At 56.5% G+C, this 17,104-nt stretch carries 16 protein-coding genes; 4 read left to right on the top strand and 12 right to left on the bottom strand.

Annotated features, from left to right (window positions below):
* Positions 1-32 precede the first annotated feature (32 nt).
* From E2F51_RS09735 to pmbA, 7 genes are all read right to left on the bottom strand, one after another.
* Positions 33-677: a DUF4310 family protein gene (locus tag E2F51_RS09735; RefSeq protein ID WP_013200525.1), complete on the bottom strand. Its 645-nt coding sequence runs from the start codon at positions 675-677 to the stop codon at positions 33-35.
* A 12-nt stretch (positions 678-689) separates the two neighbouring features.
* On the bottom strand, positions 690-1,466 hold the full coding sequence (locus E2F51_RS09730; protein ID WP_134823327.1) for a DUF4311 domain-containing protein: 777 nt from the start codon (positions 1,464-1,466) through the stop codon (positions 690-692).
* Positions 1,467-1,533: 67 nt separating this feature from the next.
* Complete coding sequence (locus E2F51_RS09725) at positions 1,534-1,830, bottom strand: DUF4312 family protein (RefSeq protein WP_013200523.1); 297 nt, start codon at positions 1,828-1,830, stop codon at positions 1,534-1,536.
* A gap of 3 nt (positions 1,831-1,833) precedes the next feature.
* Entirely contained in the window at positions 1,834-2,196 is a 363-nt protein-coding gene (locus E2F51_RS09720; RefSeq protein WP_013200522.1) for an SFCGS family glycine-rich protein, read from the bottom strand.
* A gap of 55 nt (positions 2,197-2,251) precedes the next feature.
* Positions 2,252-2,569, bottom strand: a complete 318-nt coding sequence (locus E2F51_RS09715; protein ID WP_134823326.1) for a glycine dehydrogenase — start codon at positions 2,567-2,569, stop codon at positions 2,252-2,254.
* 444 nt (positions 2,570-3,013) lie between these two features.
* Positions 3,014-3,397 (bottom strand): cytochrome b562, encoded by a 384-nt coding sequence (gene cybC / locus E2F51_RS09710; RefSeq protein ID WP_013200520.1) that lies wholly within the window; start codon positions 3,395-3,397, stop codon positions 3,014-3,016.
* A gap of 110 nt (positions 3,398-3,507) precedes the next feature.
* Positions 3,508-4,848, bottom strand: a complete 1,341-nt coding sequence (gene pmbA / locus E2F51_RS09705) for a metalloprotease PmbA (protein WP_134823325.1) — start codon at positions 4,846-4,848, stop codon at positions 3,508-3,510.
* A 164-nt stretch (positions 4,849-5,012) separates the two neighbouring features.
* On the opposite strand from pmbA, the gene yjgA reads away from it, so the two are divergent.
* Positions 5,013-5,558 (top strand): ribosome biogenesis factor YjgA, encoded by a 546-nt coding sequence (gene yjgA, locus E2F51_RS09700; protein ID WP_013200518.1) that lies wholly within the window; start codon positions 5,013-5,015, stop codon positions 5,556-5,558.
* A gap of 79 nt (positions 5,559-5,637) precedes the next feature.
* Here yjgA and mpl read toward each other — a convergent pair whose 3' ends face one another.
* Positions 5,638-6,993 carry a UDP-N-acetylmuramate:L-alanyl-gamma-D-glutamyl-meso-diaminopimelate ligase gene (gene mpl / locus E2F51_RS09695; RefSeq protein WP_013200517.1) on the bottom strand — a complete coding sequence of 452 codons (1,356 nt, stop codon included), beginning with the start codon at positions 6,991-6,993 and terminating at the stop codon, positions 5,638-5,640.
* 169 nt (positions 6,994-7,162) lie between these two features.
* On the opposite strand from mpl, the gene fbp reads away from it, so the two are divergent.
* On the top strand, positions 7,163-8,161 hold the full coding sequence (gene fbp, locus E2F51_RS09690) for a class 1 fructose-bisphosphatase (RefSeq protein ID WP_013200516.1): 999 nt from the start codon (positions 7,163-7,165) through the stop codon (positions 8,159-8,161).
* Positions 8,162-8,232: 71 nt separating this feature from the next.
* On the opposite strand, the gene E2F51_RS09685 is transcribed toward fbp, so the two are convergent.
* The gene (locus E2F51_RS09685) at positions 8,233-9,795 is read right to left on the bottom strand and encodes a methyl-accepting chemotaxis protein (RefSeq protein WP_134823324.1); all 1,563 of its coding nucleotides are present in this window, start codon (positions 9,793-9,795) and stop codon (positions 8,233-8,235) included.
* 171 nt (positions 9,796-9,966) lie between these two features.
* On the opposite strand from E2F51_RS09685, the gene E2F51_RS09680 reads away from it, so the two are divergent.
* Together E2F51_RS09680 and ppa are read left to right on the top strand one after the other, a co-directional pair.
* A complete protein-coding gene (locus E2F51_RS09680) occupies positions 9,967-10,368 on the top strand; it encodes a lysozyme inhibitor LprI family protein (RefSeq protein ID WP_134823323.1) in 402 nt (133 codons plus the stop codon).
* Between the two features lie 154 nt (positions 10,369-10,522).
* Complete coding sequence (gene ppa, locus E2F51_RS09675) at positions 10,523-11,053, top strand: inorganic diphosphatase (protein ID WP_013200513.1); 531 nt, start codon at positions 10,523-10,525, stop codon at positions 11,051-11,053.
* Positions 11,054-11,115: 62 nt separating this feature from the next.
* Here ppa and E2F51_RS09670 read toward each other — a convergent pair whose 3' ends face one another.
* The 3 genes from E2F51_RS09670 to E2F51_RS09660 are packed head-to-tail and all read right to left on the bottom strand — an operon-like array spanning position 11,116 to position 16,957.
* A complete protein-coding gene (locus E2F51_RS09670) occupies positions 11,116-11,469 on the bottom strand; it encodes a gamma-glutamylcyclotransferase (protein ID WP_013200512.1) in 354 nt (117 codons plus the stop codon).
* Between the two features lie 2 nt (positions 11,470-11,471).
* A complete protein-coding gene (locus tag E2F51_RS09665) occupies positions 11,472-15,245 on the bottom strand; it encodes a translocation/assembly module TamB domain-containing protein (protein ID WP_134823322.1) in 3,774 nt (1,257 codons plus the stop codon).
* On the bottom strand, positions 15,242-16,957 hold the full coding sequence (locus E2F51_RS09660) for an autotransporter assembly complex family protein (RefSeq protein WP_209215507.1): 1,716 nt from the start codon (positions 16,955-16,957) through the stop codon (positions 15,242-15,244). Before E2F51_RS09660 ends, E2F51_RS09665 begins: the two co-directional genes overlap by 4 nt.
* Positions 16,958-17,104 lie beyond the last annotated feature (147 nt).

Here is a 17,104-nt window from a genome sequence, read left to right as displayed (position 1 = left end):
GGTTTACCCGAGATGGGTAAACCGCCGTTACATCAGAGCGCGACCGGGAAAATTGCACCCAGCAGCATGGCGCCGAGGATCGCGCCACCGGTAATCGGTTTGTTCCAGAGATAGAACAACAGTGCGCCGACCAGCGAACCCAGACCGATTGGAATCGATGCGGTCATTGCCGACAGGATGATCAGCGGCCCAAGGAAACGACCTGAGGAGTTACCCGCGCCCATCATCACGTCGGCACCGTAAGTGGAGTCGCTGTTGTTGATGGTGAACTTACGCGCGAGGATAATCAGGTAGCCAATCGCCACGCCAATCACCAGGCCTGTCACCAGCGAGGCGGCAAAGTTGGCGACCGGATAGACGATCCCGGCACCCAGCAGCAGCGCCGGCACGCCGAGGCCGACGCCGGTCTGAATGGCACCGCCGATATCGAGGATCCCGACCAGCGAACCTTCAATGATGCGGGCAAACAGGAAGCTGGCACCGAAGGCCGCTACCGCGCCATACACGCCGGTTTCCATGCCGGAACGCAGCATTGAAACGAAGGCCACTTCGTTAAACGCGCCCAGGCCATAGGTGTAGTACATGTGCGTTCCCGCAAACACCCCGGCTGACAGCAACCCGACGAAAATCGGGAAAGACCAGTCGGCATACCAGAAACCGCTTTTTGACTCTTCCATTGACCGTTCCTCTTATTTGCCGCCCAGGGAGTTGTGGATCATATCCAGCCAGCCTGGGACGCCCAGTTGGAAGGACTGCAGCACTTTCATATCGAAGCCGCGGAAGAAGCCGCTCAGCACGAACAGCAGCACAATCGCCGCCATCATCACCTTGGTGACTTTGTTCCAGCCGGCTTCTTCGACGCCTTTACCGATCAGGATACCCAGCACCAGGCCAGGGACGGCGTTACCCATGATCAGCTGCGCCAGGCCGCCGAAGATGGTGGCCCAGAAGCCCGATTTTTTGCCGGCATCGATCGCCGCCAGCCAGAAGATCACCGGCATCACGGTGTTCACCAGCAGGTTAGCCGCAGGCACCAGCACTTTCACTGCGGTCACCTGCAGCGCGGCCGGCACCGCTGAGGCGGTAGAGTTGAGGAAGGCCACCACGATCATGCCGATGATGCCGCAGGCAATCGCCATTTTTTTCGGGTCGTGCAGGGTTTCTGCCACGTTGCGGTTTTTCACCATCAGTGCCGCCGCGCCCCAGTGTGGGATGATGCGGTGGTCAACGTCCTGGGTGAAAGAACCGGCTGCAACGGACGATGCCCAGGCGTTGAAGAAGAAGCCCAGGCCAAAGGAGAAGTGAGAAGCAGGATCGCCTTCACAGGAATTCAGTTCACCCAGTGTACGAAATGCCCCCATCCCCTGCGTTGTTGGCGCGTGGAACATGCGCGCCGCACCGGCGCCAACGCCCACACCGACAAGACCGCCGATAATAAGTGACTTAAAGAGAATAATTAAAAACATCAGTCTTCCTTTCAGGCTTTCGCCAACGTTTTTAAATCAGGTTATTGCTGCCCTTACAGGCAGTGCTTTATTGCGAAACGAAACTGACTTTGTCAGTGTCGATCACCGTTACGTTGACGGTAATATCCAGCTCGACGCTGTAACTCCGCCGTTGTCTTGCCAGAAAGAAGAACAAAAACTTCTCCTGCCTGACACTCTCCCGGGCCTGAACCACCTTCACATCCTCTGGTTCAATCCGCAGCAGAACCTTGTTGGTCGATTTCAGCACGGTGTTCTGAACCCGGCTTAGCGCATCGGCAAAGGCGCGCTCTTTGCTGTCGCCTTTGCCGCTGACGTTCACCGTGGTAGTGAATTGTTCCTTCATCGATCAGCTACCGTGCTTCTTGTTCCACGCCTGAACCAGACGCTCGCCCAACTCTTCTTTGTCCATAAAGCCGAAGCCCAGTACGGTGGCACCTTCGTTGATGGCGGTAACGCCTTCGTCGACGGAACGCATACCGTGCTTCGCCTTGTAGCCATATTTGTTCTGTGCGGTGATCGCACCCGCGCCGCCGCTGCCGCAGAAGGAGATGCCGAAAGAAGCGCCTTCCGCTTTCATCACGTCGCCCAGCTTCATATCTGCCGCCACGCCAGGCACAACCACGGCTTTCCCGCCCGCTTTCTCAACGCCTGCCGCCACTTTCTGGCCTTTACCTAAACGATCGCCGATTACTACGATGACTTGTGACATGGTGAATTCCTCAATGTTGAATTTTTAGCGGACCTGGCTGGCAGGCCCTGCGGGATTAGTCGTTTTCTTTCGCCACTTCAAAGTGGACGGAGAGCAGCCAGGCCTCTTCTTTTGGCAAATTGCCAAACAGATCGACCACCTGTTGCGCCAGAGCCATGGATTCCGGGGAGATATCTTCAAACAGCTCCTCTTCCACTTCAGGCAGCGGCTCGCCGGTCAGTGAGCGCAGCGCCATGGCCTTAACATGCGACGCCAGCATCTGCTGCTGTACAGCGTTAGGGACGATAGCTTTTGCCGCAAAGAGGTCGGCAATCTGCGCCATCACTTTGCCTGCCAGCGCCTGAATAGCCTGATCGTCGTCGGTCGTGCTCACGGATACCGCTCCATTATTCACTCTCTGCTCCTCATGTTCCGCTCGGACTCTGGCCTGAAACGGGGTTTATTCGCGTTACAAACAAATTAGTCCTCCGGCAGGCAACTGTGTAGACCGACTTTTTCCACTTCGAAGTGGAAATAGCACCGAGCGGTGTGGCTTGTGCCACAGAATCGTTAATTCATGCATAAAAGAGGAGGAAATGAGAGGAAAGTCACAGAACAGGGCTTGTATTCGCTAAGCCAATGCATTGACGGGAATTTTTTGCAGCGAAAAATGCGTCTGAAGAGGTCAGTGATATAGGAAAAACTTATCTCAGGGATATTTCAGCCATCGTTCAGCAGGAAAATGGCGCGATGCGGGAGAATATCGGCAGGATAAAAGGCGTTATTTACAGGTGTGCAGTCACAGCGTAAATAAATGGGCTCCTGAGAGCCCGGGAAATTAACGAAACTTTTTGTGGTTCTCATTACGGGTGGCGGTAAATTTCTTCGCTTCCGCTTTCGCACCGGCCAGATCGCCGGCGTCGGCCAGCTTCATGCTGCTGTCAATCTGACCAATCAGCGTGTCGAGGCCCGCGTGGTAATCTTTGATTTCGGCACTGTCCGCGGGTTTGCCTTTCAGCTTATCCGGGGTTTGCGTTTTGGCATCTTCCGCCGCACCGCGCATGCTGGTCAGGGCTTTTTTGAACTCACCGACATCGTCGGTTTTACTGACGGTATGTAAACCCGCATTCAGGGTATCCATATCGTCTTCCAGGCTGGCCATCGCCGACACGCTGGAGAATAACAGGGAGGCGGTCATCACGGCTAATAAGGCTCTACGCATTGCTCATTTCCTTCTTGTTATATGAGAAGTAAGACAATTTTTATTTGAAAAGCACGACAAAAAAGGGTGACCCAAAGGCCACCCCATAATAATACGCAAAAATGACGAAATTACTGCCCGGCGATTTTCATTTCTGGCAGCAGCACCGATCCACACTGGATGTTACTGCGCAGTTCAATATCGCTGCCGACGGTGACCATGTTCATCCACATGTCTTTGGGGTTGCCCGCGATGGTCACTTCGCTGACCGGATACTGAATCTCGCCGTTTTCAACCCAGAAGCCAGCCGCCCCGCGAGAATAATCGCCGGTCATGCCGCTCACGCCCTGCCCCATCAGCTCGGTGACCACCAGGCCGGTGCCCATTTTCTTCAGCAGCTGATCGAAGCTGTCGCCCTGACCGGCGATGCGCCAGTTATGGATGCCGCCGGCGTGACCGGTGCTTTGCAGCCCCAGTTTGCGCGCCGAGTAGCTGGTTAACAGCCAGTTTTGCAGCACGCCATCTTTGACGATGTCACGCTGCCGGGTGCGCACGCCTTCGCTGTCGAACGGCGTCGAGGCCAGCCCTTTCAGCAGATGCGGCTGTTCCTGAATGGTCAGCCACTCCGGCAGGATCTGCTGGCCCATTGAATCGAGCAGGAAGGGGGATTTGCGGTAGACGCTGCCGCCGCTGATGGCCCCCACAAGGTGACCAAACAGGCCGGTGGCCACTTCCGCAGCAAACAGCACCGGTGCTTTCATGGTGGACAGCTTGCGCGGAGAAAGACGGGACAGGGTGCGACGGGCGCACTCTTCACCGACCCACTCCGGGGATTTCAAATCTTCAATCGCGCGGCCAATGGTATAGGCATAATCGCGTTCCATATCGCCATTGGCTTCAGCAATCACGCTGCTGGAGATCGAGTGGCGGCTGGAGGAGTATCCCTGGATCATGCCGTGGCTGTTACCAAACACCTTCATGCCGATATGGCTGTTAAAGCTGCCGCCTTCGGTGTTGGTGATGCGCTTGTCGGCCTTCAGCGCGGCCTGCTCTGCGCGGGCCGCCAGTTCGATCGCCCGATCCGGATCGAGATCGGTCGGATGGAACAGATCGAGATCCGGCGCGTCGAAGGCCAGCAGCTCACGATCCGCCGGACCGGCAAACGGATCCGCGGTGGTGAATTTGGCGATATCAATGGCGGCCTGCACGGTGCGTTTGATCGCATCCGGGCTAAGATCGGTAGAGGACGCGCTGCCCTTGCGGTTCTGATGATAGACGGTGATGCCGAGGGCACCATCGCTGTTGAATTCTACGTTTTCCACTTCGCCAAAGCGCGTGCTGACGCTGATGCCGGTGGTTTTGGTCACGGCGACTTCCGCTCCATCGGTGCTGACTTTTGCCAGTTCGAGTGCTGTTGCTACCGCCTGTTCGAGGGTTTTACGCTGTTCTGCAACTTGGGAGAGTAATTTCATCGACCTACCATATAATTAACAGAGGGCTTTTCTGGAGCGGGTAAAACGCCAGATTGCCTGACTCTTTAGTGATTAAGGTTCATTTGAGTCTAACAGACTCAGAGAACAATTTCGCAGTAGCCACGTAACCTGATAGCATGAGCCTCTTTTTTAGGGAGCCCCCAATGACCAAACAGCCTGACGACTGGCTTGATGATGTACCAGATGACAAAGAAGAAGAAGACGAAGAGATTATCTGGGTCAGTAAAAGTGAAATCAAACGTGACGCCGAGGAGCTTAAGCGCCTGGGTTTAGAATTGATGGAACTGAGCAAAAACTCGCTGGATAAAATCCCGCTGGATGAAGACCTGCGCACCGCCATTGAGCTGGCTCAGAAGATCAAGAAAGAAGCGCGTCGCCGTCAGCTTCAGCTGATCGGTAAAATGCTGCGCTCCCGCGATGAAGAGCCGATCCGCCTGGCGCTGGATAAGCTGAAGAACCGTCACAACCAGCAGGTTGCGCTGTTCCATAAGCTGGAAGTGCTGCGCGATCGTCTGGTTGCCGAAGGCGATGAGGTGGTGCCGGACGTGCTGGCGCTCTATCCGGAGGCCGACCGTCAGCAGCTGCGTGCGATGATCCGCAATGCGCAGAAAGAGAAAGCCGCTAATAAACCGCCAAAAGCCTTCCGCCAGATCTTCCAGTATCTGCGTGAGCTTGCCGAAGCCAAATAAACCGGGCGGAAACCGTTCCGCCCTTTTGTTGCGCTTCTGAACTCTGGCAAGAGACTTTCCTGCCAGGGTTTTCGCCTGATTACTTCGCCAGTCTGTCCAGCAGCTTCTGATGAATGCCACCAAAGCCACCGTTGCTCATCACCAGAATGGTGTCGCCCGGCTGCGCCACTTTCACAATCATCTCAACCAGCACATCCACATCCGGGCTCCAGTGCGCCGGCTGCGAGCAGGCTTCCGCCACTTCTGAAACCTGCCACGGAATATGGTGCGGCTGCAGCAGGAACACTTCATCCGCACGCGCCAGCGCCGGCGCCAGGTCGTCCTTGCTGATGCCCATTTTCATGGTGTTGGAACGCGGTTCAAGTACGGCCAGAATACGGGCGGTGCCGCCAACCTTGCTGCGTAAGGCGGTCATGGTAGCGAGGATCGCCGTTGGGTGGTGGGCAAAGTCGTCATAGACTTTGACGCCGTTGGCTTCACCGCGCAGTTCCAGGCGGCGACGGGCGTTGATAAAGTCGTTCAGCGCCAGACCGGCATCCTCCGGTTTAATGCCGACGTGACGTGCGGCGGCGATCGCCATCATGCCGTTATGCATGTTGTGTTCGCCCACCAGCGCCCAGTTCACTTCCGCCACGCGTTCACCGTCCAGCCAGACTTCCCAACGTGAGGCGTCCGGCGTCAGCTTTTTCGCCTGCCAGTGACCGGAATCGCCAACGGTTTCCTGTTCGCTCCAGCAGCCCATCGCCATCACCTGCTTGATATTGACGTCGTGATCCGGCATCAGGATTTTGCCCTGGCCCGGAACGATCCGCACCAGATGGTGGAACTGGCGCTGGATCGCTTTCAGATCGTCAAAAATATCCGCGTGATCAAACTCAAGGTTGTTGAGGATCAGCGTGCGCGGGCAGTAATGCACGAATTTGGAACGCTTGTCGAAGAAGGCGCAGTCATATTCGTCGGCTTCAATCACGAAGAATGGGCTTTTTCCTAAAGTTGCCGAGACATCGAAGTTTCCCGGCACGCCCCCGATCACGAAGCCCGGTTCGAGGCCGCACGCCTGTAAAATCCATGCCGCCATCCCCGCCGTGGTGGTTTTTCCATGGGTTCCGGCCACCGCGATGACCCAACGGTCACGCAGCACGAAATCATGCAGCCATTGCGGGCCAGAGAGGTAAGGAATGTTGCGCTCGAGTACCGCTTCAACACAGGCATTTCCGCGCGTCATCGCATTACCGATGATCACTAAATCCGGCGCAGGATCGAGCTGGGAAGCATCATAACCCTGAATTAAATCAATACCTTGCTTTTCAAGCAGCGTGCTCATCGGCGGATAAACGTTCGCATCTGAACCCGTCACTTCATGGCCCAGTGCCCGGGCCAGTACGGCCAGGCCACCCATGAAGGTGCCACAGATACCGAGGATATGAATACGCATAAAATGATCCGTTAACAGGAAAGTCCGGCGCACAGTGTAGCGTCCTCATCGCGAGGAAGAAACGGATTTGCCCTATGTTCTTTAGTGTCCAATCGGCTAGACTGCTTACGCATACGTTGGCAGTTTGTAAATCAGGCTGCTGTTCAACCGCAGATTCAGGGATAGTGTTATGAAAACGTTAGGCGAATTCATCGTCGAGAAGCAACACGACTTTCCTCACGCCACAGGTGAACTGACGGCGCTGATTTCAGCCATCAAACTGGGCGCGAAGATTATCCACCGTGATATCAACAAAGCCGGTCTGGTGGATATTCTCGGCGCCTCCGGCGTAGAGAACATCCAGGGCGAGCAGCAGATGAAGCTCGATCTGTTTGCCAATGAAAAACTCAAAGCAGCATTGAAAGCGCGCGGGATCGTTGCCGGTATCGCCTCCGAAGAAGAAGATGAGATCGTGATCTTCGAAGGTGTCGAGAACGGCAAGTACGTGGTGCTGATGGATCCGCTGGATGGCTCGTCAAACATCGACGTTAACGTCTCTGTGGGCACCATCTTCTCCATCTACCGTCGTATCACCCCAGCCGGCACGCCAGTCACGGAAGAAGACTTCCTGCAGCCGGGTAACCAGCAGGTTGCTGCGGGTTATGTGGTTTACGGTTCGTCCACCATGCTGGTTTACACCACCGGCTGTGGCGTTCACGCCTTCACCTACGACCCGTCACTGGGCGTATTCTGCCTTAGCGCGGAAAAAATGGAGTTCCCGGAAGCGGGCTACACCTACTCCATTAACGAAGGAAACTACATCCGTTTCCCTCAGGGCGTGAAGAAATACCTGAAGTTCTGTCAGGAAGAAGACGTTGCCACGCATCGTCCGTATACCTCACGTTACATCGGTTCTCTGGTTGCAGACTTCCACCGCAACCTGCTGAAAGGCGGCATCTACCTCTACCCAAGCACCGCCAGCCACCCGAAAGGCAAGCTGCGCCTGCTGTATGAGTGCAACCCGATGGCCTTCCTGGCCGAGCAGGCCGGCGGTAAAGCCAGCGACGGTAAAAACCGTATTCTGGATCTGACCCCGGAAACCCTGCACGAGCGTTCACCGTTCTTCGTCGGTAATACCGCGATGGTGGAAGATCAGGAACGTTTCCTGCGCGAATTCCCGGACGCGTAACGCCTCCTGCGAGCCAGATAAAAAAAGGGCGATCTGACGATCGCCCTTTTTATTTCCCGTCTTAAAGCCTGTCAGGCTGGGCTGACCTTAAACACCGCCATTGATTGCACCAGCTGCTGCGACTGCTCCTCCAGCGACTGGGTGGCGGCCATCGCCTGCTCGACCAGCGCGGCATTCTGCTGTGCCACCTCATCCATCTGCGTCACCGCCTGGTTCACCTGCTCGATGCCATGACTCTGCTCCTGAGACGCGCTGGAAATCTCCTTCATCAGCGTGGTCACCCGCATCACTTCGCTGGCGATTTCGTCCATGGTCGCTCCGGCTTTGGTCGCCATCTCCGAACCTTCGCTGACCCGGCTTTGCGATTCAGCGATCAGCGTGCGGATCTCTTTCGCCGCCGTCGCACTGCGCTGCGCCAGGTTGCGCACCTCGCTGGCGACCACGGCAAAGCCTCTGCCCTGTTCTCCGGCGCGTGCAGCCTCTACAGAGGCGTTCAGCGCGAGGATGTTGGTCTGGAAGGCGATGCCGTCAATCACGCCGAGGATGTCGCCAATGCGCTTAGAGCTGTTGGAGATCTCCTGCATCTTATCCATCACGTAGCTCACCACTTCGCTGCCACGATCGGCGCTGTCAGAAACCGACCTTGCCAGCTGATGCGCCTGGCTGGCGTTATCGGCATTCAGCTTCACCGTCGCCGTCAGCTGCTCCATGCTGGCGGCAGTTTGCTCCAGCGACGCCGCAGACTCCTCGGTGCGTTGAGAGAGGTTGATGTTGCCGGAAGAGAGTTCACGGCTGCCGATATCAATTTGCAGGCTGGCATCGCGCACCCGGCTGACCGAGAGCTGCAGAGAGCTCTGCATCGCCGCCAGCGCCGCGTTCAGTCGTCCCAGCTCATTGTTGCCACTTTCCGGCAGCGCCTGGGTTAAATCGCCTGCGGCGACGAATTCCAGATGCCCGATGGCGGACTCGAGCGGTTTCAGCAGGATCGCCCGCAACAGCAGCCAGGCGACGGAAAGCAGGATCACCGTCAGAACGCCGCAGCACAGGATCAAAAGGGTCAGCATTTTCTGGTTGTGAGCGGCCTCCGCCAGCTGCGCATCCGTCACCTGATTGGCATAGACGTTGAAAGCATCAGCAGCTTTGGTAAAGGTGCTATTTAACGCGGTGAGTTTTTCTTCCAGAACGGTGTAATAACCGTCGGTGTTTTGCTTTTGCAGCGCATCCAGCATCGGCATGATGCCCTGCTGCAGATAGACGTCATAACTGGCGACAATGTCATCGGAGAGCTTTTTGCCATGCGCGGTCACCGTGCCGGCATCCACAAAGGTTTTTAAGCCTTTTTTTGAGAGTTCGATATAGGCACTGACCCGCTGAGTGGCAAGGGTGGCCTCATCAATCATCCCTATTTCCATCTTCCTTACCGATAACGCTGCCGTGGTGCGCGCATGAAGCAGGCTGTTATTGGTAAGCGATAAGCTGTTTAACTCGATACCCTGAATGCGGTTGACCACCTCCAGCGATCGATTCCCTTTGTTAATGGCAACGATGCCCATCAGGCTAACGCCCAGTAGCATCAACGTCATCAGCGCTAACAACACTAATAACCCCGTTCGAATCGAAATTTTTCTAAGCATGATTTTGTGTGACCCTCGAAAAAGCAAATAGTCCAGGAACCCAAAAAGCGAAGAAGGTATCGGCAGGGTCGCGGGCAATCTTTAGCGCTGATGAAGTGAAAAGGATTGACGACTGCGGCTGACTTGATAAGGATCAATTTTTGCCCATGACCCTACAGAAGGAATTGTCCGATGAAAAAAACCATTGCGATTACAGGCCTGTTAATGGCGTTTTACAGCCACGCAGACGTGAGCCCGATTGATACCGCCCAGCAACAATGCCTGGATAAAGCCTCTACCACCGTGGCCATGCAGCAGTGTTTTAGCGCAGCGAATCAGGCCTGGGACAGTGAAATGAATCAGCAATACGGCAAACTGACAGCCACGCTAAACAGTGAGCAGAAAGCCAAATTACGCACCGCACAGCGTGCCTGGCTGAAATACCGCGACAGCTGGCTGGATGCCACCAAAGCCCGGCTGAGCGATGGCGGCACCATGGCGTCATTACAGGTGGGCGCGCAGAGCGTAAGCCTGGTAAAAAACCAGGCCTTAGTGCTGAAATCGTTGGCGGATGGCAACAGCGGCAACCCTTAACAAGGGGCCATCCGCGCATCGAAGGGGAAGATTCTCCCTACAGGCCGTAAGGCCAGTACTGGAGCATTCCTAAAGGGCAAAAAGGGGGGATACTTTCCAACTCAGTTGGCTATAATGAGCGTCACTTGTTTAAGGCTGAATGAAGGAATTGACCATGAGTTTGACCCAGGTTCCAGCGGGCAAAGACCTGCCAGAAGATATCTATGTTGTTATTGAGATCCCGGCCAATGCCGATCCGATCAAATATGAAGTCGACAAAGATACCGGTGCCCTGTTCGTTGACCGCTTTATGTCTACCGCGATGTTCTATCCGTGCAACTACGGTTACATCAACCACACCCTGTCTTTAGACGGTGACCCGGTAGATGTACTGGTCCCTACCGCCTATCCGCTGCAGCCGGGCTCGGTTATCCGTTGCCGTCCTGTTGGCGTGCTGAAAATGACCGACGAATCTGGCGAAGATGCCAAGGTTGTTGCCGTTCCGCACAGCAAGCTGACCAAAGAATACGATCACATCAAAGATGTGAACGACCTGCCAGAACTGCTGCGTGCGCAGATCACTCACTTCTTCGAGCAATACAAAGCGCTGGAAAAAGGCAAATGGGTGAAAGTTGAAGGCTGGGACGACGCGGCCGCAGCGAAAGCTGAAATCGTGACCTCTTTCGAGCGCGCTGCGAAGAAGTAATTCTCGCAACGAAGACGAAAAAAAACACCGCTCACTGAGCGGTGTTTTTATTTGCAGCAACCTCAGGTGGGTTTGGGTGCATTTTGTTGCAGCCAGTCGCCGCTGACAATATGCTCTCTCCCGACAATCGAACGCTGATACACATAGAGCCAGGCGCTGCCGTAAGGCGTTTGCACCAGCTCACGCTTGTACTCCCCGCCTTTGGTTCTGAGTGCATCGAGCTCGCCCAGTGTGGACGCATCGATACGGTAAACTTCACAGGCAACCTGCCCGCTACCCGCAACAACGCCGGGGTAAAGACCTAAACTATAAAGCGCGTAGCCGTCGATCTTATGATCGCCCAGCCACTGCCCGTTGGTCATCCAATGACTGTTGCCTTGCTTCCGTCTTAAGGTGCCGTAGACAATTATTCGCATTGCTAGAACTCAAACTGATAAAGCAAATCCAGGGCCTGGTCGAGACCAGACACTGCTTCCAAATAGAGCTTGGGCATCAGGCGATAACGCAGGGTTAAGGTCGCCAGTGAATCAAATATGCCAACACCGTATTTTACCTGTAGACCCGGCAGAACGTAGCCACTGACCTGGACCTGCTGGCTGTCACCGACGCCAGCCGTATCCAGGGCGAGATTGCTTACGCCGAAGGTCTCCCCGATTTTACCCACAACCTGACCACTTTGTGCAAGCCCCAATCCCACTAATGCTGAGGTTACTGCACTGCTGTCGCTGCCATTCGAGTCCAGACCCTGTCCGCGAAGCAGGTAGGACAAGGCTTCCTGCTGTGACATCGCCGGATCGGAGAACACTTCCACCTTCGGCTCATCGGCCAGCCCGGTGACGCGCACGCCGGCGGTAACATCATTTTCCGTCGCTTCCGGGTTACGGATCGCTTCAATATTCAGGTACGGCTGATCCGCCGGACCGGAGAATTGCAGCTCACCTTTGCGCACAATCAGATCCTGTCCGTAAGCATGGAAGCGGCCGGAAGGAATGTTGATCTGGCCGTTCAGGCCCAGGCCACGACGGTCCTGCACCATTTTCAGATCGCCATTCAGCTTGGCTTTCAGACCAAAGGCGCTGATGCGCACATCGTCACCGACGTGGATCACCAGGTTGCTGTTGATCGGAATAGCGGTCGATTTCGGCGCGATAGGCTGCAGATTTTTATCCAGCAGCACTTCATCCGACGACACGCCCACCGCGCTCTCCGGCACTTCCTGCACGTTGATACGCGCCCACGGAATATCAACGCGACCATCGAGGTTGAACATTTGCGGCGTCGCTTCAAAGACCAGATCCGGCGAGACGTCCATCCGCACCATCGGCGGCACCGTCACGCGGATTTTATCGCCCTTGGCGGCGATCCGCGCCCGCCAGGCATCCAGCACACTCCAGTCCGCGCCACCGCTTAAGGTCAGCTGCCCTTTCGAGGTCTGAATCAGCCCTTCCAGCGTCGAGCTCATGCCGTTGAACACCATATTAAGGTTGGCGCTGGTCAGGTCGACCGGCATAAAGCTGCCGTCGACATCCACGTTCTTCAGCCCAAGCTGACCGAACACCTGCGGTTTCTGCAGGCTGCCGCCCAGACGAAGGTTGGAACTGACGATCCCCGCGACCTTTTCGCCTCTCATCAACGCCGGGTTCAGCAGCGCCAGCGACAGGTTAGCGATATTCACATTGCCTGACAGCGTGCGCTTGCCCTCGGGATCGGCAATTTGTACGTTGCCATCCAGCTGACCGTTATTGGCAATGCGGATCAGCCAGTCCAGCTGAGCGCGGCCATTGCGCATCGCGGCATTCAGGTTCAGCGTGTCGAACGCAATCGGCAACGTGTTGCCCTGCACGTTCTGCTCGACCTTCACGCCGTTGCCTTTCAGCGAGACGCGACCCTGCGGTAAACCACCGCCGGCGGTCCAGCTGACGTCCGCATCACCGCTGAACACGCCGCGAAGCTGGGTGTCTTCCGTGAGGAACGGCTTGGCCATCGCCAGGTCGAAGCGATTGAGCTGCACTTTGGCGTGGCCGGAAGGCCCGGCTTCAATGGTTTGCGGCACGCAGAGCTCGGCATTCGGATTGAGCCAGCAGTGCGGCCCGATGCTGACGGTCTGCTTGCTGTTGAGATAATCCAGCGTGATTGGGCGCGTCAGGCGCCATTCACCGACCGGGGTATCGAAGCGGGTGTTGTTGAGCGTGCCTTTCCAGCGCTGCTCAGCCCGGTCAAAACTGCCGTTCAGCGCCAGCTGGCCCGAGACCGGCTTGCCGTCGATATTCAGCTTCAGCTGATGCTGTTTTTCGCTGCCGCTGGCATCCAGAGTGATTTGCGAGATATCCAGCGCATCCTGCTTCAGTCGATCGACCTTCAGCGTCAGCTTACCCTGAACCTGCTCGCCGGAACTGACGTCGCCGTTCAGCGCAACGCGGGCAATGGTCAGCGCCTGCCAGCGCAGTCCCGTCGCGGTCAGATCCGCCAGCAGCTGCGGCTTTTTCAGATCGCCACGGGCTTTGATGGTGCCTTTCGCCACGCCGCCAAGGCCTGGCAACGCGTTGTCCAGATGCTGCGCATCAATATCGGCATCCAGGTTGAGCTTGTCGCCCAGCGATCCCTTCAGGTTGATATTGTTGCGGCCCAGCACCAGCTTCAGGCCCGGAATATCCCACTGGTTATAGCTGTTGCCGTATAGGGAACCGTCTGCGGTGACCGCGTTCTGCTTGACGTTGCCGCGCAGTTTCAGTTCCGGCACGCGCATCTGCCAACTGCCGCCATACAGGCTGCCGCGCGTGGAGATGTGACCTTCCAGCTTCGCCGGCCAGTCAGGATATTGCTTCGCGGTATTGATGCCAGACAGCGTCAGATCGCTGCGCCAGCTGATTGCCTTGCTCCAGTCCACCAGCGCCGTCAGGTCAATATTGCCTTCCAGCGCCGCGAGACGCAGTTTATCCAGCGAGAACTGCTCGATATTGCCTTTGCCGTCCAGCGCTACCGTGGCAGGCGGAATGCCCTGCCCTTTCAGCGCGGCCTTCAGCGACATCGCGTAATCCGTCGCTTTGCCTTTAAAGCTGAAGTTGAAATTATCTGCTTCGTACTGAATTTCACCGGTCAGCGGCCAGCGCAGCTGCGGGCTTTTCACATTCATTGCCAGCGGCAGGCCCACGTCGGCCAGGCGGGTATTGGCGTCCATCTGCACCTGAACCGGACCAGACAGATTCAACGCCATATTGAGCTGCTCGCGCAGGCCCCCGTCCAGCGTCATTTTGATCTTCTCGCCTTTGATCGGATCGACGTTGACGGTGCTGTTGAGCGTGAAGTTCACCGGCCAGTTGTCAGACAGCGTCGCTTGTCCCTGGGCGTTCAGCTGTCCCTGCGGCGAGTCAACATCCAGCGTCTCCAGATGCAGCAGTTTGTCCTGCGTTTTCGCTTTCACTAACAGGCGATTAACGGTGATATCGGTATCGCCGGTGATGCGCAGCTGTTCGCCAAGGATCTGTTGCACATCGACATCCAGCGGCATCTTGAAATCGGGCAGGTCCGGCAGCAACGGTTTGGCGAACATCGCTTTCAGCGTTTCGCCCAGCGGCGGTTCGTCGGCCTTCGGCTGCTGCACTTTTGGCTGCACGACCTGTTCATCGGCCACTTTCGCCGCCTTTGGCAGTGCGATCAGCAGCCCCTGAATATGGGTAGGATTCAGCGTCAGCGCGCGGCCCTGCCAGCTGATGCCGGAGGTGAAGTCGGCGAGGGAAATCGCCGTGTCATCCACCTTCACATTGATATTGTGCAGCGCAAGCTGACGCAAGGTGATCGGATACGGCGTGCTGAGATCGCCCGAGGACGGCTCTTCTTCCGCCGGTGCAGGTGCCGCCGGCGCCATTTTCTTGCTGTCGACCACCACATTCACATCTTTCAGCGACAGGTCGTTGACGCAGAACGCACTGTGTTTCAGGCAGCCCAACTGTACCGCGAGGTGGAACTCGCCGGCGTTAACCGTGACGCCCGGCATTTCATACTGCACGCCGGTCAGCGTCAGGTTTCGCCAGCCGCCCTCGACCTGTTTGATTTGCAGCCCCGGAACCCAGCGCGCGGCACCGTTAAGCAGCAGATGCAGGCCGGGCGTGGTGCCAATTAAAAAGGCGATGCCGCCCAGCAGCACCAGCAGGAAGATCAGGATTCCAATAAGGACCTTTTTCCAACGACTCATAGTTCAGGCCCCAATCCGATATAAAACTGTACGTCATGATGTTCGTCATCGCCGATAGGACGGGCGATATCCAGCTTGACCGGGCCGACCGGCGACTGCCAGCGCACGCCAAAACCGGCGCCGGTTTTCAGATCGGTCTGTTTGATGTCATTCACCGCTTCGCCGGAGTCGACGAACACCGCGCCCCACCATTTGCCGGTCACATTGTATTGATATTCCAGCGAGCCGGTCGCCAGCTTGGACGCACCGGTCAGCTTGCCATCGTCATCGCGCGGCGAGATGCCTTTGTATTTATAACCACGAATGCTGCGATCGCCACCGGCGAAGAAACGCAGGTCCGGCGGCACTTTGTCGAAGTCGTTGGTTTCAATCCAGCCGAGGTTGCCACGGGCCACAAAGCGGTGTTTATCTGCCAGCGTACGGATCCAGACGTTCTGGGCCTGCACCACCGCGAAGTCGATATCCGATCCCCACGTGGTGTCAGAGACATCTAACGAGTAACGCTGCGAATCGCCCCAGGTCGGCATCAGTCCGCCACGTGAGCGGGTGCGGTTAACGCTGACGCCAGGGTAGATCAGCATGGTGGTGTTGGTGACGTTACCCTGAGTAAAGTGATCGAGGCTCCAGCGCAGGTTAATCGCGCGCTGCCAGCCGGAAGACGAGTCCCAGTAACGGGAGGCCGCCAGCGTGGAGGAGTCGGATTTGGTGTCGTTGAGGTCGGTTTTTTTCAGGCCGCCCTGCAGCAGGTAGTACTGCTCAATGGGATTTTTCAGCAGCGGGATTTTATAGCTGAAATCCAGCTGCTGTTCCGGGGCGGAGATATTGGCACTGGTGGTCAGGCTGTGGCCGTAGCTGTTGACCCACGGCTTTTTCCAGGTGGCTTTCACCCGAGGCCCGACATCGGTGGAGTAGCCGACACCGGTTTCAATGGTGTTCTCGGTGCGTGGGCTGACGACGCCATGCAGCGGCAGAATTTTGGTTTTGCGCGATTTACTGAATTCTGGTGCCACCACCACCGAGTTAAACCAGCCTGTGGCGGATAAACGGCGGTTCAGTTCCGCCAGGTCGCGAGAGCTGTAATAGTCGCCCTTTTTAAACGGCACCAGGTTTTGCAGATACTCTTCACGAATTTGCGATCCTTCAAAGCTGACATCGCCAAAGCGGTAACGCTGGCCGCTGTCGTAATCGATATCCCAGAAGGCCTCACGGCGCTCTACAGAGACACCCAGCTGACTTTTGGTGTAGTCACCATCGAAGTAGCCTTTGCGCAGCGCCATGTTGCTGAGAGAGCTTTTAAAGCCGTCATAATCACTGTGGTTCAGTACGCCGCCGATTTTGCCACGGCCATTTTTGACCAGCGCCAGGTAATCTTTATCGGTGCGGGCTTCGCCTCGCAGGACCACCGTTTCACCGGCCAGCTTCACCGGTTCGCCGGCGGTGACTTTCGCCACCAGCACCGGCCTTTTACCGCCCGCCGGCGGCGGCTGAAGATCGAACTCGATGGTTGGTTCGTAATAGCCCAGCGCTTTCAGGCCTTCTTTTACCGCATCACTGACACGGGCACGGAAACGGCCATCTGCCGAGACTTCATCGCTCGAAATGGTGGACAACCGCGCACGGACGTTCTTTTGTAACTCCCCCGATAACCCCGTCACCTGCAAACGCACGGTCGCTGCTTCAGCGAACGGTGCAGCAGCTAAAAGACCTAACATGCAATAAACATGAATTCGTGGCACGCTGACTCCTGATTATGATGCCGGCCCTTATTCCAGTTGGGCACAACGCTTTCTTTACGTTCTTTCCAGGCGCGGGATCCTGTAAGCATGGCAACTTTTTGCCGCTTATGGCCCTCTATTTGC

Origin of the sequence: Erwinia sp. QL-Z3 (genome assembly GCF_004551645.1) — a bacterium.
GTDB classification, from domain to species: domain Bacteria; phylum Pseudomonadota; class Gammaproteobacteria; order Enterobacterales; family Enterobacteriaceae; genus Erwinia; species Erwinia billingiae.
This window is presented reverse-complemented; position numbering and strand designations above follow the sequence as displayed.

Coding starts and splice junctions, on each gene's coding strand:
- E2F51_RS09685 (WP_134823324.1), bottom strand. CDS start 9,795: ATGCTTAGAAAAATTTCGATTCGAACGGGGTTATTAGTGTTGTTAGCG.
- E2F51_RS09670 (WP_013200512.1), bottom strand. CDS start 11,469: ATGCGAATAATTGTCTACGGCACCTTAAGACGGAAGCAAGGCAACAGT.
- E2F51_RS09720 (WP_013200522.1), bottom strand. CDS start 2,196: ATGTCACAAGTCATCGTAGTAATCGGCGATCGTTTAGGTAAAGGCCAG.
- E2F51_RS09665 (WP_134823322.1), bottom strand. CDS start 15,245: ATGAGTCGTTGGAAAAAGGTCCTTATTGGAATCCTGATCTTCCTGCTG.
- ppa (WP_013200513.1), top strand. CDS start 10,523: ATGAGTTTGACCCAGGTTCCAGCGGGCAAAGACCTGCCAGAAGATATC.
- E2F51_RS09680 (WP_134823323.1), top strand. CDS start 9,967: ATGAAAAAAACCATTGCGATTACAGGCCTGTTAATGGCGTTTTACAGC.
- E2F51_RS09730 (WP_134823327.1), bottom strand. CDS start 1,466: ATGTTTTTAATTATTCTCTTTAAGTCACTTATTATCGGCGGTCTTGTC.
- E2F51_RS09725 (WP_013200523.1), bottom strand. CDS start 1,830: ATGAAGGAACAATTCACTACCACGGTGAACGTCAGCGGCAAAGGCGAC.
- yjgA (WP_013200518.1), top strand. CDS start 5,013: ATGACCAAACAGCCTGACGACTGGCTTGATGATGTACCAGATGACAAA.
- E2F51_RS09735 (WP_013200525.1), bottom strand. CDS start 677: ATGGAAGAGTCAAAAAGCGGTTTCTGGTATGCCGACTGGTCTTTCCCG.
- mpl (WP_013200517.1), bottom strand. CDS start 6,993: ATGCGTATTCATATCCTCGGTATCTGTGGCACCTTCATGGGTGGCCTG.
- pmbA (WP_134823325.1), bottom strand. CDS start 4,848: ATGAAATTACTCTCCCAAGTTGCAGAACAGCGTAAAACCCTCGAACAG.
- cybC (WP_013200520.1), bottom strand. CDS start 3,397: ATGCGTAGAGCCTTATTAGCCGTGATGACCGCCTCCCTGTTATTCTCC.
- fbp (WP_013200516.1), top strand. CDS start 7,163: ATGAAAACGTTAGGCGAATTCATCGTCGAGAAGCAACACGACTTTCCT.
- E2F51_RS09660 (WP_209215507.1), bottom strand. CDS start 16,957: ATGTTAGGTCTTTTAGCTGCTGCACCGTTCGCTGAAGCAGCGACCGTG.